General features: G+C 37.3%; 20 protein-coding genes, 1 tRNA gene and 5 pseudogenes. 16 read left to right on the top strand and 10 right to left on the bottom strand.

Translation table 11 applies throughout. The features are described from left to right. Positions 1-73: 73 nt before the first annotated feature. The 4 genes and pseudogenes from OWR28_RS15855 (at position 74) to OWR28_RS15840 (ending at position 2,077) form a co-directional block, all read left to right on the top strand. Positions 74-537, top strand: a pseudogene (locus OWR28_RS15855) (DUF2911 domain-containing protein). Between the two features lie 72 nt (positions 538-609). Beyond that, a pseudogene (locus OWR28_RS15850) lies at positions 610-942 on the top strand (GNAT family N-acetyltransferase); the annotation flags it as partial. 144 nt (positions 943-1,086) lie between these two features. After that, positions 1,087-1,458, top strand: coding sequence for a cupin domain-containing protein (locus OWR28_RS15845; protein WP_332387486.1), 372 nt, complete (start codon positions 1,087-1,089; stop codon positions 1,456-1,458). 238 nt (positions 1,459-1,696) lie between these two features. Then, on the top strand, positions 1,697-2,077 hold the full coding sequence (locus OWR28_RS15840) for a PEGA domain-containing protein (protein ID WP_332387428.1): 381 nt from the start codon (positions 1,697-1,699) through the stop codon (positions 2,075-2,077). A gap of 60 nt (positions 2,078-2,137) precedes the next feature. Here the strand turns inward: OWR28_RS15840 and OWR28_RS15835 are convergent, their stop codons facing one another. The 3 genes and pseudogenes from OWR28_RS15835 to OWR28_RS15825 all read right to left on the bottom strand — a co-directional run bounded on the left by OWR28_RS15835 (position 2,138) and on the right by OWR28_RS15825 (position 3,506). Then, positions 2,138-2,497: a dienelactone hydrolase family protein gene (locus OWR28_RS15835; RefSeq protein WP_332387485.1), complete on the bottom strand. Its 360-nt coding sequence runs from the start codon at positions 2,495-2,497 to the stop codon at positions 2,138-2,140. A gap of 24 nt (positions 2,498-2,521) precedes the next feature. Next, positions 2,522-2,878 (bottom strand): hypothetical protein, encoded by a 357-nt coding sequence (locus OWR28_RS15830; RefSeq protein ID WP_332387427.1) that lies wholly within the window; start codon positions 2,876-2,878, stop codon positions 2,522-2,524. Positions 2,879-3,075: 197 nt separating this feature from the next. Then, positions 3,076-3,506, bottom strand: a pseudogene (locus OWR28_RS15825) (type I restriction enzyme HsdR N-terminal domain-containing protein). Positions 3,507-3,513: 7 nt separating this feature from the next. Here OWR28_RS15825 and holA point away from each other — a divergent pair. The 4 genes and pseudogenes from holA to OWR28_RS15805 all read left to right on the top strand — a co-directional run bounded on the left by holA (position 3,514) and on the right by OWR28_RS15805 (position 6,928). Further along, positions 3,514-4,548 (top strand): annotated as a pseudogene (holA, locus tag OWR28_RS15820) (DNA polymerase III subunit delta). A gap of 234 nt (positions 4,549-4,782) precedes the next feature. Then, positions 4,783-5,723: pseudogene (gene trxB, locus OWR28_RS15815) on the top strand (thioredoxin-disulfide reductase). 342 nt (positions 5,724-6,065) lie between these two features. After that, positions 6,066-6,443: a VOC family protein gene (locus OWR28_RS15810; protein ID WP_332387426.1), complete on the top strand. Its 378-nt coding sequence runs from the start codon at positions 6,066-6,068 to the stop codon at positions 6,441-6,443. Positions 6,444-6,706: 263 nt separating this feature from the next. Beyond that, positions 6,707-6,928 carry a glyceraldehyde-3-phosphate dehydrogenase gene (locus OWR28_RS15805; protein WP_332387425.1) on the top strand — a complete coding sequence of 74 codons (222 nt, stop codon included), beginning with the start codon at positions 6,707-6,709 and terminating at the stop codon, positions 6,926-6,928. A gap of 101 nt (positions 6,929-7,029) precedes the next feature. Here OWR28_RS15805 and OWR28_RS15800 read toward each other — a convergent pair whose 3' ends face one another. Then, on the bottom strand, positions 7,030-7,404 hold the full coding sequence (locus OWR28_RS15800; RefSeq protein ID WP_317207273.1) for a helix-turn-helix domain-containing protein: 375 nt from the start codon (positions 7,402-7,404) through the stop codon (positions 7,030-7,032). Positions 7,405-7,556: 152 nt separating this feature from the next. Between OWR28_RS15800 and OWR28_RS15795 the strand changes: the two genes are divergently transcribed. The 7 genes from OWR28_RS15795 (at position 7,557) to OWR28_RS15765 (ending at position 12,525) form a co-directional block, all read left to right on the top strand. Continuing rightward, entirely contained in the window at positions 7,557-7,799 is a 243-nt protein-coding gene (locus OWR28_RS15795; RefSeq protein ID WP_332387424.1) for a hypothetical protein, read from the top strand. Then, positions 7,762-8,292: an SIR2 family protein gene (locus OWR28_RS15790; protein WP_332387423.1), complete on the top strand. Its 531-nt coding sequence runs from the start codon at positions 7,762-7,764 to the stop codon at positions 8,290-8,292. Before OWR28_RS15795 ends, OWR28_RS15790 begins: the two co-directional genes overlap by 38 nt. Positions 8,293-8,318: 26 nt before the next feature. After that, positions 8,319-9,452 (top strand): hypothetical protein, encoded by a 1,134-nt coding sequence (locus OWR28_RS15785; protein WP_332387422.1) that lies wholly within the window; start codon positions 8,319-8,321, stop codon positions 9,450-9,452. A gap of 157 nt (positions 9,453-9,609) precedes the next feature. Continuing rightward, positions 9,610-9,692, top strand: a tRNA-Ser gene (locus tag OWR28_RS15780). 219 nt (positions 9,693-9,911) lie between these two features. Beyond that, positions 9,912-10,802 carry an SDR family oxidoreductase gene (locus tag OWR28_RS15775; protein WP_332387421.1) on the top strand — a complete coding sequence of 297 codons (891 nt, stop codon included), beginning with the start codon at positions 9,912-9,914 and terminating at the stop codon, positions 10,800-10,802. A gap of 48 nt (positions 10,803-10,850) precedes the next feature. Then, entirely contained in the window at positions 10,851-11,570 is a 720-nt protein-coding gene (locus tag OWR28_RS15770; protein WP_332387420.1) for an SDR family NAD(P)-dependent oxidoreductase, read from the top strand. 34 nt (positions 11,571-11,604) lie between these two features. After that, positions 11,605-12,525, top strand: coding sequence for a helix-turn-helix transcriptional regulator (locus tag OWR28_RS15765; RefSeq protein ID WP_332387419.1), 921 nt, complete (start codon positions 11,605-11,607; stop codon positions 12,523-12,525). A 93-nt stretch (positions 12,526-12,618) separates the two neighbouring features. Here OWR28_RS15765 and OWR28_RS15760 read toward each other — a convergent pair whose 3' ends face one another. From OWR28_RS15760 to OWR28_RS15735, 6 genes are all read right to left on the bottom strand, one after another. After that, positions 12,619-13,152 carry a type 1 glutamine amidotransferase domain-containing protein gene (locus OWR28_RS15760; RefSeq protein WP_332387418.1) on the bottom strand — a complete coding sequence of 178 codons (534 nt, stop codon included), beginning with the start codon at positions 13,150-13,152 and terminating at the stop codon, positions 12,619-12,621. Positions 13,153-13,248: 96 nt separating this feature from the next. Then, positions 13,249-13,683, bottom strand: a complete 435-nt coding sequence (locus tag OWR28_RS15755) for a PA2169 family four-helix-bundle protein (RefSeq protein WP_332387417.1) — start codon at positions 13,681-13,683, stop codon at positions 13,249-13,251. 239 nt (positions 13,684-13,922) lie between these two features. Further along, on the bottom strand, positions 13,923-14,102 hold the full coding sequence (locus tag OWR28_RS15750; protein WP_332387416.1) for a lmo0937 family membrane protein: 180 nt from the start codon (positions 14,100-14,102) through the stop codon (positions 13,923-13,925). A 54-nt stretch (positions 14,103-14,156) separates the two neighbouring features. Beyond that, positions 14,157-14,465, bottom strand: a complete 309-nt coding sequence (locus OWR28_RS15745; RefSeq protein ID WP_332387415.1) for a hypothetical protein — start codon at positions 14,463-14,465, stop codon at positions 14,157-14,159. A gap of 462 nt (positions 14,466-14,927) precedes the next feature. Then, entirely contained in the window at positions 14,928-15,689 is a 762-nt protein-coding gene (locus OWR28_RS15740; RefSeq protein ID WP_332387414.1) for a GLPGLI family protein, read from the bottom strand. Positions 15,690-15,888: 199 nt separating this feature from the next. Then, positions 15,889-16,680, bottom strand: coding sequence for a PhzF family phenazine biosynthesis protein (locus OWR28_RS15735; protein WP_332387413.1), 792 nt, complete (start codon positions 16,678-16,680; stop codon positions 15,889-15,891). Positions 16,681-17,351: 671 nt separating this feature from the next. Here OWR28_RS15735 and OWR28_RS15730 point away from each other — a divergent pair. Then, a complete protein-coding gene (locus tag OWR28_RS15730) occupies positions 17,352-18,953 on the top strand; it encodes a tail fiber domain-containing protein (RefSeq protein ID WP_332387412.1) in 1,602 nt (533 codons plus the stop codon). Positions 18,954-18,978: the final 25 nt, after the last annotated feature.

The raw sequence follows: 18,978 nt of genomic DNA, 5'->3' as shown, positions 1-18,978 counted from the left end.
AGCATTCAGTTTTGCTCAGGATTACTCTGTGCCGGCAGTAAGTCCGCGCCAGAAGGTAGAGCAGCAGTTTTCAATGTCTAAAATTACCATTGATTATGGAAGACCGGGAGTGAAAGGACGTAAGATTTTCGGAGAATTGGTTCCTTATGGCCAGGTTTGGAGAGCAGGAGCGAACTCATCTACGAAAATTACTTTTGACAGTCGGTTAGTTTCGGAGGGAAAATAGTTCCTGCCGGGACTTATGGATTATTCATCGTTCCTACAGAAAAAGAATGGAAAGTGATCCTGAATAAAGACTTCCAGCAATGGGGTGCCTATACTTACGATCCAAAACAGGACGTCGTAGACGTTACGGTACTGGTTAACAAACTGGCAGACAAGCAGGAATGGTTTGAAATTACTTTGAATCCTACAGACGAAAACTCAGGGAATCTGGTAATCAAGTGGGATATGGCTCAGGCAGAAGTTCCATTGAAGCCTTCAAAATTAGACACGGTAATTAAGATTTCTGATAAACTGAAAGAGATCAAAAGATAGAATCAGATTCTGCTAAAAAAGCTAAGCAATGAATTTTTCTGTTCAGCCCGTTTTAGAGAATGAAGAAATTCAATTGATCCCTTACAGCAAGGGGATTTTGAATCCTTATATAAAGTAGCTTCCGATCCTGAAGTTTGGGAACAGCACCCGAATAAGGACCGTTACAAAAAAGAGGTTTTTGAAAACTTTTTCAGAGGAGCTATGGAGAGTAAGGGAGCTTTCAAAATTATTGAGAAAGCGACCGGAGATGTATTGGGAAGCAGCCGTTATTATGATTTTGATGAAAAAGACGGTCGTATTTTCATAGGATATACTTTCTATGGAACAAAGTCATGGGGAAAAGGTATTAATCCGCAGGTTAAGAAACTGATGCTGGATTATATCTTTCAGTTTGTAGATAAAGTTCATTTCCATATCGGAAAAGAAAATTTCCGTTCTCAAAAGGCTTTGGAGAGACTTGGCGGGAAGAAAATTGCTGAAGAGGAAGTGGCTTATTTTGCAGAACCCACAAGAACCAATTTTGTATATGAAATCAAAAGAAGACTGGTTATGAAAAAATATAAAATTCAGCAATCTCCGTTTATCGTTCCTACAACAGATGGAAAACTGATTGAAGAACACTGGGGGAATTCTACCGGAAATTCCAATATTTCCATTGCTCATATGGTAGCACCTCCTGAGTGGAGCGAGCCGCATCAGACTCCCGAGTTCGATGAATTTACCTATATCATTTCCGGGAAAAAGCAATTTGAAATCGATGGTGAGATTGTTACGCTGGAAAAAGGTCAGAGTATCCTTATTGAAAAAGGGGCGAGAATCCGCTACAGCAATCCATTTTCTGAGCCATGCGAATATCTTGCGATCTGTCTTCCCGCATTCTCTATGGAGCTGGTGCACAGGGAAGAGGAAGGAGTGGATTAGAATAATAGTTGAAAAATAAAAAAAGCAAATTTGCAGAAATGCAGATTTGCTTTTTTTATCTAATTTTTACAATACAAATAACTCCGTGTTATTGAGTGTTTTGAGATCGGATTTCAGTCTGCAGGTAATGAAAACGTCCGTCAATACTACATTTTTTGAAATATTTGCCCCATTGATAGTTCTGATTTTTGAATTATTTCGTAAGTTCGCGGACTTAAAAAAATGAACTAAGTAATCTATGAAAAACAAATTATCAATGGTGCTTTCACTGAGTATTGCACTTTCTACCACTTCTTGTGCAACCATTTTTACAGGAACTCAGGATCCGATAGCTTTTTCTTCCAATCCTGAAGGAGCAAAAGTATTTCACAAAGGAATTGAAAAATGTACTACACCTTGTACAGTTAAGATCCCAAGATCTCTGAGTAAGCAGACGGTTACATTCGAAAAAGAAGGATTTGAGAAGAAAGAAGTAAAACTTACGAAAAATTTTAATGCCGTGACTTTACTGAATATTATTCTTGGAGGAGCAATAGGTGTCGGAATTGATGCTGCAACAGGTTCTCTTACCAAATATTCTCCAAAAAAATATGACGTTGAGCTGGAAGCTAAACCATAACTGATTCAGGTAAAAAAATAAAGGCAAATTCATAAATCAATGAAATTTGCCTTTTTATGTTTATTTCAAAATTTCTTTCAGGAACATCAATGTATGATTCCATGCTCTTTTAGCCATGGTTTCGTTATAATCCGGGGATTTCGGATCTGTAAAAGTATGCTTTGAGTGTGCATAGGTGATGATTTGCCAGTCGGCGTTTCCTTCATTCATCTCTTTGATGAGGTTATTATAATCATCAGGGGTAACGCTTTTATCATCTGCAGGGTTTTCAACAAGAATTTTAGCTGTTAAAGCTTCATTTTTTCTGGTTTGATCCTTTGCCAGGCTTCCGTGGATAGAAACCACACCGGCAACAGGTAAGTGGCCTCTTGCAGATTCCAGGGCACCGGTCCCTCCGAAACAATATCCGATCACAGCAATTTTGTCAGGAACAGCTCCGTTTTTTTAAGCTGCTCCAATGCCAGAGAAATCCTTTTCTGGTATTCCTGATAATTCTGTTTGTAATATCCTGAGCTTTTGCAGCAGATTCATTGTCTGCAGGAATTTTTCCTTCGCCATAAATATCAGCGATAAAAGCAATATAACCTTGCTTTTCAAGTTCAAGAGCTGCCGTTTTAGCTTCTTCATCAATACCTTCCAGGCCGGAAGGATCAGAACTCCCGGAAGCTTTTTTCCAGCATTGGGGGTGATGAGACCATTTAATTTCTGTGAACCGTCCTGGTAGGAAACAGGTTTAAGTTTTTGGCTGAAAAGGGTTCCTGAAGCCATAAGCACTGCAGTTAAAAAGATGGAACGTATCATATTTTGTAATTTATTTTTAACACAAATTCACACTAATGCTTTTCACAAATACCAAACATAACAATTGTATAATTCATGTAGAAATTTGTGATATTAGTGTTTAGAAAACCTTATCGAAATTAATAAAAATAACTCAGAAAGAGTATTAATAGAATATGATTTTAACTCTTTTCATGAATTATCTGATATGGTAAGCCCTACTCAGGTCTGTAAAACTGGTACTGCTCATTTTCATAATAGGCATTGATGTGCTGCAAACCATTGGTTAAGATAATTTCTTTTGCTCCGATAATTGAATTGTATCTGGCGGTTTGCTCAAATGTTTTTTCCGTTAATTTGATTTGGGGTGCTTTACATTCGATCAGAATTACAGGTTCTGTTTTTTCAGTGATAAGGAGGTCAACACGTTTGGTAAGACCATTCAGAACAATCTTTTTTCTGTAATCAGGGCAGAAGTGGAATAAGATTTTACAGTAAGGTAATAATGAATCCAGTGCTGTCTGACCCACTCCTCAGGAGTGAGCAGAAGATAAGTTTTGCGGACCAAATCATAAATAAAAAACTTATCTTTGTCTTTCTTGAATTTAAAATCAAAAGTTTCCTGAAAATTCAGTTTTGGAAGTTCCATTAATAAGATGAAAGAATTAGATTTAATCCTCAAAAATATTAAAAATAAAGAAGTTTTACCTATTTATTTTTTCCACGGAGAAGAAGCCTACTTTATTGATGTTGCCGTAAAAGCCCTTGAACACAACTTTTGGAAGAGGATGAAAAAGCCTTCAACCAAACGGTTACCTACGGAAAAGATACTTCTTACCAGGAAGTTCTTTCCCTGGCAAGGCAGTTTCCGATGATGGGGGACAAGCAGGTGATTATTGTAAAAGAAGCTCAGGATTTACGGTTTAATGAAGAGGAAAACAGAATTCTGGAATCGTACGTAGAGAACCCGGTGCCTTCAACAGTATTGGTTTTCGCTCACAAGCACAAAAAACTGGACAGCAGGAAAAAGCAGCTAAAGCATTAGATAAAGCTAAAGCACTTTTCCTGAGCGAGTCTGTAAAGGAAAGCAACCTTCCCAAATGGATTTCGGATGAATGTGCAAAGCTTAAAATCAATACCGCTCCCAATATTTCCCATCTTCTGGCAGAATATCTGGGAAACGACCTGTCCAGAATTGCCAATGAGCTGAACAAGCTGAAGATGATCCTTAAAGAAGGAGAAATTCTTGACGGTACCATTGTTGAAAACCATATCGGGATCAGTAAAGAGTACAATATTTTTGAACTTCAGAAGGCTTTAGGTACCAAAAATGCCAATGCAGCTTTTAAAATTGCCCATTTTATGGGAAAGAACCCGAAGAATAATCCTTTTGTCATGATGCTGGCAAACCTATACAATTATTTTCGAACGTTATTATTTATCAGACTATGGCCGGACAGTCTCCGCAGGCTATTGCTTCACAGATGGGCGTAAATCCTTATTTTATTAAAGACTACGCGGAAAGTGCCAGGCTTTATCCTTTGAAACATGCCACAAGAGTGATTTCCATTCTCCGTGAATTCGATATGAAAGGAAAAGGACTTGGAGCGGTGAATATGGGAGATGCTGAGCTGATCAGAGAGCTGGTGTACAAGATCATCAATGTAGATAAGATTAAGATGAAGGTGTGAGGCGGGATATGAGGTGACGTGGTACGGGTTTCGAGATCCGTGATTCGAGGTTAATGTAAAAAGGTTTTAAAATAACTCGCATCCGAATCCCGGAACCAGAATCCCCAACAGCAGCCATCGAAATTCAACATATCAGATATTGACAAGTATCATTAAAATAACTTTAAAAAGAAATTAAAAATTCCGAAATTAGCGGTCTTAATTCAAATTAAATCTTTTCGAACAAAGCAAATTATGGAGCAAAACATTTTAGATTGTGTAATCGTTGGATCTGGACCTTCTGGTTTCACAGCTGCTATCTATGCAGCAAGAGCAGACTTAAAACCTGAATTGTATACAGGTTTGGAGCCGGGCGGACAATTAACAACCACTACTGAAGTGGATAACTTTCCAGGGTATCCAGCCGGGATTACAGGTCCTGAAATGATGATGGATCTGCAGAAACAGGCAGAAAGATTTGATACCAAAGTTCATTACGAAATGATCACCAAAGCTGAATTCTCTAAGGAAAAAGGCGGTGTTCACAAACTATACGCAGGCAACAAAGAAATCCTTGCGAAAACAGTTATTATCTCTACAGGAGCTACAGCAAAATATTTAGGTCTTGAGGATGAAAAAAATATGCAGGAGGCGGAGTTTCTGCCTGCGCTACATGTGACGGATTCTTCTACAGAGGTAAAGACGTTGTAGTGGTAGGAGCAGGAGATACAGCAGCTGAGGAGGCTACTTATCTTGCCAAACTTTGTAAAAAGGTGACTATGCTGGTAAGAAAAGACGTTTTCAGAGCATCAAAGGCCATGATCCACAGAGTAGAAAATACTCCGAATATTGAAGTGAAATTTCACCATGAGTTAATCGGGATTGAAGGAGAAAACAGCCTGGTAGAAAGAGCGGTAATCATCAATAACCAGACTCAGGAGAAATCTACTGTAGATGTTGAAGGAATCTTCATTGCTATTGGTCACAAACCGAATACTGATATTTTCGTTGGTCAGGTAGATCTTGATGAAAACGGATACATCTTAACAGAGAAAGGTTCTTCAAGAACAAATCTTCCGGGTGTATTTGCTGCAGGAGATGTTCAGGATCACATCTACAGACAGGCTATTACAGCTGCAGGAAGCGGATGTATGGCTGCTATGGATGCAGAGAAATATTTAGCTGAATTACACTAATACTATTCAGTTTATACAATACAAAGCGTACCTGAAGGGTGCGCTTTTTTGTCATATTCTTTTCTGAGGATTGAAATAATACAATGTTTTCAGATTTTTGAACCATTAAACAGATTGAAGCTGTGAAGGAAAATTAAGGAAGCATCAAAGATGCCTTTAAAAGCGTACTGTTTCTTAATATTTCTTAATGATTTCATTTTTCTTAATGGTCAAATATTATACTGTTTTCCAATATAAACTGTTTTCCGTATCAAATATTCCATGAAAACATTAATATATTTGTGAAACTGCAAACGATTCCGCTTTGCAACCCATTATTTTAAACTGAAAAACGAATCAAAAATGAAAAGAGTAACCGCTATCGGGGGAATATTCTTTAAGTGTAAAGACCCTGAACAAGTAAATGAATGGTATAAAACCCACCTGGGATTGCCCACCAGCCCATACGGAGCCAAATTCGACTGGAAAGACGAAGAATCCGGTAAGAAAGGATATACGCTGTGGAGTCCTTTTAAAGAATCTACCCAATACTTTGAGCCTTCTGCCAAAGAATTTATGATCAATTATCATGTGGAGAATATTGAAACGCTGGTAGAGGAATTAAAAAAAGAAGGGGTTACGGTTCTGGATGAAATCGCGGTATACGAATATGGAAAATTTGTACACATCCTGGATCCGGAAGGAAACAAAATCGAATTGTTTGAACCGTCAGGAGAGTAGAGGACGGAAAGGACTGTGATTGACAACCTGCTATTAGCTATACTTAAAGCTTGTCATTCAGTGCGGAACAAGATAAGCGTGGACTGGAATATTTTAATAAAGCTTAGATTCCTGCGGAATGACAAAGTGTGCGCATAGATAAAGCGTTCTGCTTATCATTCCATACGAATACAGGCCAAAAGTATTCTTATCATAAGTGATGATAAAATAGCAGTTTAAATTCTTCAGAATAACAAACGTTGCGGTAAGCAATCATTCCTGTTGTGTCAGGTAAAATCCTTACATTTAGCTCCCTAATCAAAAAAGAATATGGAAAGAAAATCATCAAAATCACACATGTCACCGGAACTTACATTATTGATGTTCCCAACGGATCACTGAACGACCTGAAAACCCAGCTGGACAAATGTCTGAATGATGAACAGGGAGCTATCGTTGTAAAAGGAGAGAATGGTGATCAGTTTGTATACCCGTCTGACTTTTAAAAAACAGTTTTATTTCCATTGTTGATCGGGAATAGAAACTTTACAGGTACAAAATAAAAACGGCTTCCAGTAGAAGCCGTTTTGTTCTTATATAAAAGTGATTATCCTTTTTTTAGTTTTTCATTTTCTTCTTTTAAAGCTTTAATCTGCTCTTTCAGAAAATTAATGTATTCCTGTTGGTTGTCTAATAAATACTCTGGAATATTGCAATACTGATTATAGTTGCCAGATTGGTTGCTGGTATTAGAACTACTATCGTTGAATGTAAGATTCTGTATAACAGTTGCTGCTTTCTCCTCTCTGATATCTTCTACAGAAACCTCCAAAGCTTTAGCCAGTTTCTCCCATTCGTCATCAAATATTTTAACGTCTCCATTTTCTTTTCTGCTGTAATTGGAGACATCGGTGGCAAGAAGATCAGCAATCTGCTGCTGAGTATAACCTTTCTGCTTTCTTAAAGTTCTTAGTTTTTCCATTGTCATAGAATACCTGTGTTTTTACAAATGTAGTGAAAAATGATGTGGTTTTAGCAATTGTCCAATGAAGTTAATAAAAAAGTAAACTTTCTAAAAGTATCTTGTTTTTAACGAAATATTTGCTGAAATTTATGTTTTTGGAATATTATACTATGAATAAAGAAAAATTATTTGAACTAATTAGAAGGGAAGAAGTTGTATTATTTGCTGGTGCGGGTATGTCAATTTATGCAGGATATCCATCTGGAGCAGCCTTAGCAGAATCTTTATACAATGATCTCACAAATGAAGAAAGAGAAAATATAGAATTTACTTATGATCTTCCTGTTCTTGCAAACCATATTTATAATATTCAAAATGGAAAAAAATTATCTATTAAGAAAATTGAAAGATAGTTTTCTAAAAGAACCGAAGTGCCTTGATACACATATAATGTTATCAAAAATTCCACACTTCAAAACTATAGTAACAACTAATTATGATTCTTTATTTGAGAGTACAAATAATAATCTTGAAGTTATAAGGCGAAGTACAGATTATCCTTTAGCAGATTTAAAAAAGCAATTGTTATTTAAAATTCATGGCGATTTAACTGATACAGATAATATTATACTTACAAATTCTGATTATTATAAATATTTCTCGACTGATCAGGAAAATACAATTTTCTGGAATGCAATTAAAGATAGATTAGCGTCTAATGCAATATTATTTATTGGCTATTCATTAGAAGATTCTAATATTAATGTTTTAATAGAGAGGATTATTAAACAATTAGGAGAAAATAGGAAAGAAATGTTTTTCGTTTCACGAGAAATTAAGGAACATAGAAAGAAATATCTTGAACGAAATGGAATTTTTATTTTGAAACAACAGGAGAGAAGTTAATTCAAGAAATATTTGATGACTTAAAATTGAATTATTTTCCTAATTTATCAAAAGGGCTTGGGACAGCAGATATTGCATTAAAATTTGCAAAGTCCAACGATATGAATTTAGACATAACGAAAGTTGATGAGGGATATACAGTTGCTAATACTGATTTTGATGAAGATTATTCAATGAGTGAGTTTAAATTTACCCTTAATATTCCAAAAGAAAGATCTGAAGAAATTTTTAATTCTTTTGATGGTAAAAATTTTAACGATATAGTTTTTGATAAAGACAATATAAATACTTTTGATCAATTCTTTAAAGGATTCAGATTAAAGGAGTTTGATGATATTAAAGAACTAAGACTTATAAAATTACCTTATTTTGAGGGAAATGTAGATATTAGATTTGAAGATGATTTTGAGGTCAATAATATATATTTTAAAATGTTTATAGCAAGTCCAAATGTTGGAGAAAAGCAGTTTAAAATAAATATACTTGACTTTACCATTGTCTACACATTAAAATATGATCATAAAAGTAATACTTTGCATGGTAATATCTCGATTGAACCGAATGAAATTATTTCAAATGTTTCTAATGGATTAAGATTTTTTGATATTTTTAATAGATCAATTTCAGGCAGTAGTTTTAAGATATTTCAAGGGAATAATCTAATTTATGAACAAAAAGATGGCGGTAAAATTAAAATTTTTGAAGAGGAGCCAGCTCCTTTAGAAAAATATGTCAAAGGATTAAAAGAAATTGAAAAACATTATAATATTCGTTTTAGTGCAATTAAGCTTAACGATATTGACGATTCTAAGCTAGAAAATATCTTAGCATTTATAAATAAAAGAAAAATAGAAAGTGAGTTTACTCAAATGAAAGGTAATTTCTCTGAGGGGAAAAATGATGTAGAAGTAGAAGAATTTTTGAGTAAGTTAAAGGAGGATATTGCTATTGTTAAAAATTCTTCAAAAGAACTTATAATAAATTTGCATGGCATAGAATTTAACCTAGGAATTTGTACACTTTTAATTTTGGATGGTTACATTGCAAATTTTAGAGATGTAAAAGAGGGAAAAACAAAAGAAGTTATCATAAGGAGTAAATCTAATAAACAATATTTTCAATTTGGAAATGCTATTAATCTTTCTGAAAGTATTAAGTAACTCCTTACCTTTATTATTTTATTTTTATTGAAAAATAATTCCCCTGATTCCTAGTCTATTATTAAGTTTTGTTAAAATTTGTGTGGGAAAAGTTTTGCAGAAATTAAAAATCGTTCTATATTTGCACCACTGAAAACAACGGTATAGCCGGAGTTTAGGAGAGTTGGCAGAGTGGTCGATTGCGGCAGTCTTGAAAACTGTTGACTGTAACAGGTCCGGGGTTCGAATCCTCACTCTCCGCAAGGTTAGAAACCAAAACATACAAAAAAGCTGTAAACAGTAATGTTTACAGCTTTTTTCTTTTACACAGCCAAAGATTTTCCAGCATTGAAACTCAGCCTGATATTTTAATTAAAACATTTTTCATAACATCCTCTTTTTTGACTACAACAAACTAACTTTTGGCTACATCCGGGTTGCCAAATCATTGCAACTTTGCTTCAACAAAATAGTAAGACAATGAAAGTATTTGTAACAGGAGCATCGGGCTTTAACGGCTCTGCAGTTGTAAAAGAATTAATTGGTGCCGGACATCAGGTAGTAGGTTTGGCCCGTTCGGAAAAATCGGCAGAAATTATTCATGATCTGGGTGCTGAAGTATTAAAAGGCAGTCTTGAGGATCTTGATATCCTGAAACAAGCCGCTGCTGATACGGACGGTATCATTCACTGTGGTTTCAACCATGATTTTATGAAAGGTGGGGCAACTACATTTTCTGAGGCAGCACTAACAGACAAAAAGGCCATCCATGCAATGGGAGAAGCGCTTATAGGCACAGATAAAGCTATTGTGGTAACTGCAGGAATGCTGGGCTTGCCTGTCATCAATGACTTTATAACTGAAGACAGTATTGCGGAAAATTCACTCAGATCATCTGAAGCTGCTGCATTGGCTTTGGCTGAAAAAGGAGTGAATGCCTCAGTGATCAGGCTGGCCCCTTCGGTTCATGATAAAGGGGATAAAGGCTTCATTCCTTTCATAATTCATCAGGCACGCAAAAACGGAGTTTCAGCTTATCCGGATGCCGGCAAAAACCGCTGGATAGGAGTACACCGTTTGGATGCTGCAAGGGCTTTCCGTTTAGCTTTGGAAAAAGGGCATAAAGGAGCACGGTACAATGTGGTGGAAGAACATAGCATTGAGATAAAAACTATAGCCGAAGTTATTGGCAAAAGTCTGGATCTGCCGGTTATCTCTGTTTCCGGCGAAGAACTTCAAGAGCATTTTGAGTGGATGAGCCACTTTATCACAATGGATTGCCCTGTAAGTAACCTCAAAACACAGGAAATGCTGGGTTGGAAACCTGTACACATCGGACTGCTGGAAGATATGCAGCAGCATTATTTTTAAAAGACCGATGCAGAATACTAAAGTAAACGTAAAATTTAAGATTTCAGAATGAAAAAGGTACTTATAACAGGCGCCAATCAGGGGATTGGCTTCGAAACAGCCAGACAGCTGGCCGCACTCGGCCATTATGTTTATCTCGGAAGCCGTAACCTGTCAAATGGGATGGAAGCTAAGGAAAAACTGAACAAGGCAGGTTTTCAGAATGTAGAATGCATTGAAATAGATGTTACGGATATTCATTCCATACAATCTGCGAGACAGGTCCTGGAATCCAAAACAGAGCAGCTGGATGTGTTGATTAACAATGCCGGAATTGCAGGTGAACAGCCGCAGAATATGTCCGGTGGAAGTATGAGCAATCTTAGGAATGTCTTTGAAACCAATTTTTTCGGAGCGGTACAGACTACCCAATTGTTCATTGACCTGTTAAAAAAATCGGACGGACCAAGAATCATCAATGTGTCAAGTCCTTTGGGTTCCCTTTCCATTCAAAGTGAATCTCCGAATCCCAATTTCAGAATGTACGATGCGTACAGTGCCTCCAAAACGGCACTCAATGCTTTTACCGTCCTTCTTGCAAAAGAATTCCAGGAAACAGGTTTTAAAATAATAAGTGTAGAGCCCGGATATACGGCATCAAATCTTAACCAATATCAGGGTACTCAAACTCCTGAGCAGGCAGCAGGTATCATTGTAAAATTTGTAACTTTACAAGACGTACCATCAGGTAAGTTTTTTGACAGCAACGGAAACGAATTAGCCTGGTAATGTAATGCTCTAAAAATCAGTTTAATTTTGAACAATGGACAAACGGCAGATTCAAAGGATAAAAACGATTAGCGAATTTCATCTGCTGCGTGGCCTGGCAAGGCCTGAGCATCCCCTGATCAGTGTTGTCGATTATTCGGCGATCAAAAGACCCTCGGACATCAGCGAAATAAGTATGGTTCTCGATTTTTATATGATTTCCCAGAAAAGAGGAATCGGCGGGAAAATGTATTACGGACAGCAGGAATTTGATTTTGATGATGGAGTGATGGCTTTTATAGAGCCCAATCAGGTTTTCAGGATACAGTCTGACCCTGCTTCTGTTGAAGAACGTTCGGGCTGGATGTTGCTCATCCATCCGGATTTTCTATGGAACACACCGCTTGCGAAAACAATTAAACGGTATGATTATTTTGATTATTCCGTCAATGAAGCGTTGTTTCTTTCGGAAAAGGAACAAAAAACCCTGAACGGCATCGTTGAGAACATTCAACAGGAATATCATACGAATATAGACCAATTCAGCAAGCAGATTATCATTTCACAGATCGAAAGCCTGCTTAATTATTCTGAAAGGTTTTATAACCGCCAGTTCATTACAAGAGAGAAGGCGAACCATCAGATTTTGGGCCGTCTGGAAGATCTGCTTGAAGATTATTTTGACAGCGATGATTTAACGATGAAGGGATTGCCGACGGTTCAATATATTGCAGATACCTTACATGTTTCGCCAAAATATCTGAGCGGCTTGCTCAAAACGCTAACCGGGCAGAGTACACAGCAGCATATCCATGATAAACTTATCAGCAAAGCCAAAGAAAAGCTTTCCACCACCAGTCTATCAGTCAGTGAAATTGCTTATGACTTAGGATTTGAACATTCACAGTCTTTCAGTAAACTGTTTAAGACCAAAACAGATATGTCACCACTGGAATTCCGGGCTTCCTTTAATTGAGACCGGAAGTCTGGAAATATCAAGGAAAATAAAGAAGGATGCTGGAATAGCATCCTTCTTTATTTACGTTTTATGATGTACTGTCTCCTGAATTTAGTGCTTTCCCTCATTAATTTCCTCTACAAGCTTCGAGTTGAAAGCAGGAAGATCTTTGGGAGTCCGGCTGGTGACAAGCCCGGAATCTACAACCACTTCACGATCTTCCCAATGGGCTCCTGCATTTTTCAAATCCTGACTGATGGAATGAACTGAAGTTAAATTTCTGTCTTCAACAACGCCGGCATTGATGAGAACCTGAGGCCCGTGGCAGATGGCACCTACAGGTTTATGCTGGGCAAAAAATTCTTTCACGAAGGAAATGGCCTTTTCATTGGTCCGCAACTGATCGGGATTAATAACACCTCCCGGCAGCACCAATGCATCATAATCTGCGGCTTGTACCTGATCTAAATTTTTATCTACAGGATACTCTTTACCCCAGTTCTTTTCTGCCCAGGCTTTAATGCTTCCGCTTTCAGGGCTTACAATGTGTGTGGTCCATCCCTGTTGTTCCAGATATTCTTTAGGGGAGCTCAGCTCACTCTCTTCAAAGCCATGAGTGGCCAGTATTGCAATCTTTTTTGACATAATTTTATTTTTTTGTTGATAAAGCAGTGGCTCAACCACCTGTAAAACCGCTGACAGCCACTATAAGAAGCTCCGCTTTCAGATGCGGGCATGATTTTATTTCTTTAAATCCTCAAGATTCTCAAATTTATCATGAGAAGCTTTCAGCTGGTGAAGCTGATCAAGCACTACACGGGAGCTTTCCGGGCATAGATCACCACTGTCTAAGGCATCCTGATAGGCATCAATAGCAGCACTTTCCCCATACACAACATTTCCGAGTGTAGCATCGGCTGTATCTCCTGCAAAAGAATTTTTTACATCAATCCAGGCTCTGTGGATGGCTCCTGCAGCAGAACCAGACTGATCCGGTGTACCCCCTCTTTCTGTAATAAGATCGGTAAGCTCATTTTTCATGGTATACGATTGTGATACCATCTTGTCATAATCTGCACGCAACAGTGGATATTGCTCCCATACCTTATCCTCAACTTTAGAAAATCCTTGAATTCTGTCGTTTGTAATGTTCAGTAAATCGTTTAATACTGACACTGTTTTTCGTTGTTCATATTGTATATTTTTTAAAATGGTAGTATAAACTTTACAAGTGCCGTGCCTTAAACAGCCTGTTTGGTGAGATGTGGTACTTAAAGAAATCTTAAATTTTTAATAGAAATAAAAAGAAAAGCCCGGGAATTTCCGGACTTTGGGTTAAATTATTGAAATAAAATTTTTATAATTGTTTAAAACGATGACTAAAAAATGATATACTTAAGGAAGTAACTATCATTTTAGCTTATCTTAATTAGAGGTTTTCTCCCTGTAAAAAGATTAATCAAAACAACGATGATGGCAATCACCAAAAGCGTATGAATTAAATTTCCTGTATCCATACCCGGAATAATTCCGAGCATTCCTAAAAGCCATACGGCGATGCAGATTACTGCAACAAGCCATAATAAATTTCTCATAATATTATTTTTTGTGGTTAGTGTGATGTAATGGTGTTCAGCTCTATTGATGCCTTAAGCCTTTGTGGTGGTAGATCGGATTTTCTGATTGGTTTTGTAATTCAGATGAATACCGTTATCTGCTTTTTCATAATTCATATTGCCGGCTTTAAGGTCATCATGCAATTCCGGAACATTATAATGAAACTCTTTACCGTTCTTATAAAGTTTGTTGTCATACGTACGGTAAATCTGATCCTCTTTATAAGTGTTTCCGTCGGGAGCGAGGTATAACTTTTTCTTTTGGTTCTTTTTTCGCAGGCCCAGATAAAGCAAAGAGCTTCCTGCCGCTAAGGCCATTGCTATTTTTACTGTATTGTTCATATGATATCTGTTTTGTTCAAATAATTACAATTTTTTTGCCATTACATGAAATGTGGTATTTATTTCTTCCTTTGTATTTTGATTTAGCCTGAATTTCTATGTTGTAGTACGAGGGTTATCATAAAAGCAATTCAACCAGATAAAAACTCCCGGTGGATTTCCTAAACCTGAATATGCTATAATTACGGAATAATATTTCTTCTGTAGAAAACAAGTAAACCTACCGGATTCCGATAGGTTTTTGTTATGCAGAAACGATAATCTGTTTCAAATCTATATGTTTTTAGTAACCTTTTGAATGCTTAAAGGATTGAATTTACTGAATTGTGTAATCTTTCGTGTCTGCTTCTGACAAAATCGAATACCGGAATTATTTATACAAATCCTTTTCTATAAAATTATTAAATCGTTTCAGGAACTCTTTTGCACGTGTTTCTTTGTTCCTTATTAACTCTTGTTTGCTCAGGGATTTCCTGTATTTGAATCAAATAATATTGTTTCTGACATTCCGGAAGTACTATGCATGAGTTTGATATTTTTAGCAGGATCTTGTATGTATTCATTCCAAAGCTTGTTGAATTTTTCCTTTGTCACGAATATTTCTGCTGTTTTTGAGTCTATAAGTGAAAACCCGTTGTTAAGCTTCATGCTTCCAAGCAATTTAAAAATATGGGTAGCCTCTTCATCTTCAATCTGTAAGATCAGGCCTGGCAAACCACAAAATTTATAAGGTCCGTCCTGTATCTGGATATCATTCGCGAACCAGGCAGTCCAGTTTCTTCCGCCGAAATGCGTGGTGGCTTTCTGAGCTTTAAAACCTTCGATATTCTTTGTTTCAGGAAGAACTGTCCAATTCATTTTATTCAGTTCTTTTACTGCAACATTGCTGGCGTTAAGTGAAGTGTGGTATATTGTTGTCAGATCAGGATATGTTTTGGAAATCCTGAAATTGACTTTCGGGTGTCTGATCTTTCTAAAATCAATGGTAACGGAATTTGAAGCCTTTCCTTTTTCAACTTCAGCATTGACAAGAGAATCACGCGTAATCAGCAATGCACTGTAAAAACAGGAGCCTTCTTTGGTGATATCAAGATTCATGATTTCCTTTTCTACTTTATCCTTGTTTAACGTATCCATCTTAAATGAATATTCGTAGACAAATCTTTGATTCTGAGAAAACAAAATTCCGGAGATAAAAAGGAAAAGAGGAATGAAGATTTTCATTTTTAAAACTAACAGATGGTTATTAATATCGTTCAAATATAACAATGTTTCCGGAAACTGCTGTTTGGATATCTTTAAACTAACTCAATAAATTGCAGCTTCAAAAGATTACCGGTAAAATCAGCAAAAGCCCTGGATCGGATGTCCAAGGCTTTTTATTATATCTGAGCGCTGTCGCTTTACAGATAAGATGATTTTATTATTCAATCCACAGGTGGCCCACAGAATAAGTTTTGGCTTTTCCTGCCACAATGACTCTTTCATTGTTATTTTCACAAAAGAGCTGGCCTCCTCTTTCAGACAGCTGCCGGGCAAAAAGCTTATCTTTTCCCAGTTTTGCTGCCCAGAAGGGGATGAGCGAGCAGTGTGCAGAGCCGGTTACCGGATCTTCAAGAATGGTTGACTGGGGGGTAAAGTATCTTGATACAAAATCACAATCGGTTCCAGCTGATGTTACCACGACACCGCCCGGATCCAGATTGATAAGGTCAAAAACAGATCTTTCAATTTTGATATTTTTTATGTCTTCCTCAGAATCATATACCAGCACGTAGTCTCTTGATTGAAATACCTCCTTAGGCTGTATATTCAGAGATCTCGTTATGATATCCGGAAGTGAGGCCGGCTCAGGCATTCTGGAAGGGAAATCCATATAGTAAACTCCATCTTTTACATGTACTGTTAGATCGCCGCTTTTGGTATCAAAAATTATAGTATTGTTTGGATAATTTAATATAGAAATCAGGCAATGGGCCGTGGCAAGGGTAGCATGTCCGCACAAATCCATCTCTACTTCCGGGGTAAACCATCTCAGCTGAATGGTATTATTTCCGTTATCGATAAAGAAAGCGGTTTCCGCTACAGCATTTTCACGGGCTATTTTTAAAAGTAATTCATCGGGTAACCAGTTTTCCAGGGGGACAACACATGCAGGATTTCCATGAAAGATATCTTCTGTAAAAGAATCTATCTGATATAATTCTAACTTCATTATAATAAATATTTCGTTCCGTATAAAGGTAATCTATTTCCGGGAAAAAGCCTCCGGTCAGCAGTGTTTTCTCAATAAAGCTGTTTAAAATTTACCCAGCCACAAAAGTCACAAAAAGTTTCATTTAAAACACCTTGGTTCACCTAATTAAGTTTAAAATGATTTCGGAGAAAAGTTCACATAAGATGAAAAAGCAAAGAGTTTTGCAAAACTTACATGTACTTATTATGCATAAAGTTTGTCTCTGAAAAAACTTAAGTGTTTAAAACTTTTGTGCCTTTTGTGGTTAGAATAATGAACAATCTCAAATATTATGAATAGATCAGGAATGGATATTTTGGGATTCAAATCTTGTTATATAAAATAGTAATGATGTATTCCCTGTTTAATTTGTAATAATTTTTCCACATGCAGGTGGATATTTTCGTACAGGTGTTTTTTCGGAAAAGGTTCAGGAAAATTTAGCTTTGTACTATCAAAAACAGAAAACAATGAAAAAATATGACCATGATTTTCTTCATTTAAATCTTTCAGAAAGAGGTTATTCCAATTTTATTCTGTTGACAAAGCCAGGCAATGTATGAAACTTTATCCTAACTGATCCGGGATCAGATCTCCAATGGCTTTCATACGATTTCTTCACTTCATTAAAAACTCATAATTATATAAGAATGTTTAAAAACTTTACTACATTATCAGTAGCGGCAGCCTTGCTTTCATACAGCATTATGTCAGCGCAAAGTGTGGGAATCAACACAGCCCAGCCTGGATCAACCCTTGACGTTAACGGCTCTCTGGCTGCAAAGTACAGCGCAGTCACCTCTACGGCTTATGCCATGACCTCCGGAGATTTTCATATCTCGTATAACGGAACAGCCAATGCCGTTTTTACATTGCCAGCGGCGATAACGGGTACAGGTAATTTCAAAGGCCGTATGTATACCATTAAGAATAACACGTCTTTTACCGTTACAGTAAATCCTGCAGCTACAGAAACCATTAATGGTAATGCCAGCGTTGCTGTAGGTCCTGACCAAAGTTTGCAGCTGATCAGTACCGGCCTTACAGGGGCGGCTTCCACATGGGAAATATCCGGAAACAATTCTGCAGCTGTAACGGCAAGTAACGGCCTTAGTACTGTGGGTAATGATGTGAGACTTGGTGGTACACTTTTGCAGAATACAGCAATTGATTATGCAGATAAGGCTTTATATTTCAGAAGTAATGTTGACGGTTTCGGACTTACAGCAATCAGTAACAGCAATCCGGGAACCAATGCTGCAGCGCTGTTGCAGTTTACCAATGATACAGGCAGTTCTCTGAACATGTTCCTGAACTCTTCTACAAAAACTACGGACGGTGGTGCCAATGCATCAACAGTGAATAGTGTGGGAGGCCCTTTAACTGTTGCCGGTAATAATAATGTGGCACAGTTAAGGCTAAGCCAGCTGAGTGGTGGTGATTATCTTTATAATGGTAACAGAAGGCTCAACTTCAACGGAGATGGAGATATTACAGCCTTTGGTGCTGCCGGAAATGCCGTTAATGCCTACAACGGTCTTCTTACTTTAAAAGGGAACAGCAACAGTGCTGCATTTTCTCAGATGACGTTGGGGAGTACAGGTCTTAGATATTATTATGGCAATAATACAAACAGCATGCTTGACATCGATGGTAATGGGGATATCAATATGAACAGGCCGGAAACAGGAGGTGTTGGTGGAAATAAAGTTGCCGCTACAAAAGGGCATCTTGATTTAAGCGGATATAATACACTGAATGGTTCCGTTACCCAGATCTATCTTGGTGCAGAAGGATTCAAATACAGCTACAATGGCAGTACTAAAGTGACTATTGACGGCAACGGACTGGTGAGTGCCGCAGGAGGCTTTGTCAATACTTCAGATATGCGTCTGAAAACTCAGATTAAAGATATCGGATATGGACTAAACACCATCATGGCATTGCAGCCGAAACAATACGAACTGTCAGCCAATAACCAGATCAAAAATGGGAAACCGGCTGTAGATCCAGGCCAGAAAACGCAGCATAAAATCGGATTCCTGGCACAGGATCTTTATAAAGTAGTTCCTGAAGCGGTTTATAAACCAAAAGATGACACAAAAGAAGCCTGGGCTGTTGATTATGCTTCACTTGTTCCTGCACTTACAAAAGCTATTCAGGAGCAGCAGGCTGAAATAGAGCTGCAAAAAGATAAGATTAAAAAGCTGGAAACAGAAATGGATGCCATCAAAAAGAAACTGGGGCTGTGATTAATTACAATAATCCTGGAAGTAT

Origin of the sequence: Chryseobacterium sp. 1B4 (assembly GCF_036631475.1) — a bacterium.
GTDB lineage: Bacteria > Bacteroidota > Bacteroidia > Flavobacteriales > Weeksellaceae > Chryseobacterium.
Note: the sequence above shows the minus strand (reverse complement) of the source record. Positions and strands in the feature narration are given on the sequence as shown.

Bases quoted from the DNA above. Each gene is read 5' to 3' on its own strand.
- OWR28_RS15795 (WP_332387424.1), top strand. From the start codon at position 7,557: ATGAATAAAGAAAAATTATTTGAACTAATTAGAAGGGAAGAAGTTGTA.
- OWR28_RS15830 (WP_332387427.1), bottom strand. From the start codon at position 2,878: ATGATACGTTCCATCTTTTTAACTGCAGTGCTTATGGCTTCAGGAACC.
- OWR28_RS15750 (WP_332387416.1), bottom strand. From the start codon at position 14,102: ATGAGAAATTTATTATGGCTTGTTGCAGTAATCTGCATCGCCGTATGG.
- OWR28_RS15790 (WP_332387423.1), top strand. From the start codon at position 7,762: ATGGAAAAAAATTATCTATTAAGAAAATTGAAAGATAGTTTTCTAAAA.
- OWR28_RS15740 (WP_332387414.1), bottom strand. From the start codon at position 15,689: ATGAAAATCTTCATTCCTCTTTTCCTTTTTATCTCCGGAATTTTGTTT.
- OWR28_RS15775 (WP_332387421.1), top strand. From the start codon at position 9,912: ATGAAAGTATTTGTAACAGGAGCATCGGGCTTTAACGGCTCTGCAGTT.
- OWR28_RS15735 (WP_332387413.1), bottom strand. From the start codon at position 16,680: ATGAAGTTAGAATTATATCAGATAGATTCTTTTACAGAAGATATCTTT.
- OWR28_RS15810 (WP_332387426.1), top strand. From the start codon at position 6,066: ATGAAAAGAGTAACCGCTATCGGGGGAATATTCTTTAAGTGTAAAGAC.
- OWR28_RS15745 (WP_332387415.1), bottom strand. From the start codon at position 14,465: ATGAACAATACAGTAAAAATAGCAATGGCCTTAGCGGCAGGAAGCTCT.
- OWR28_RS15770 (WP_332387420.1), top strand. From the start codon at position 10,851: ATGAAAAAGGTACTTATAACAGGCGCCAATCAGGGGATTGGCTTCGAA.
- OWR28_RS15845 (WP_332387486.1), top strand. From the start codon at position 1,087: ATGAAAAAATATAAAATTCAGCAATCTCCGTTTATCGTTCCTACAACA.
- OWR28_RS15730 (WP_332387412.1), top strand. From the start codon at position 17,352: ATGTTTAAAAACTTTACTACATTATCAGTAGCGGCAGCCTTGCTTTCA.
- OWR28_RS15765 (WP_332387419.1), top strand. From the start codon at position 11,605: ATGGACAAACGGCAGATTCAAAGGATAAAAACGATTAGCGAATTTCAT.
- OWR28_RS15840 (WP_332387428.1), top strand. From the start codon at position 1,697: ATGAAAAACAAATTATCAATGGTGCTTTCACTGAGTATTGCACTTTCT.
- OWR28_RS15800 (WP_317207273.1), bottom strand. From the start codon at position 7,404: ATGGAAAAACTAAGAACTTTAAGAAAGCAGAAAGGTTATACTCAGCAG.
- OWR28_RS15760 (WP_332387418.1), bottom strand. From the start codon at position 13,152: ATGTCAAAAAAGATTGCAATACTGGCCACTCATGGCTTTGAAGAGAGT.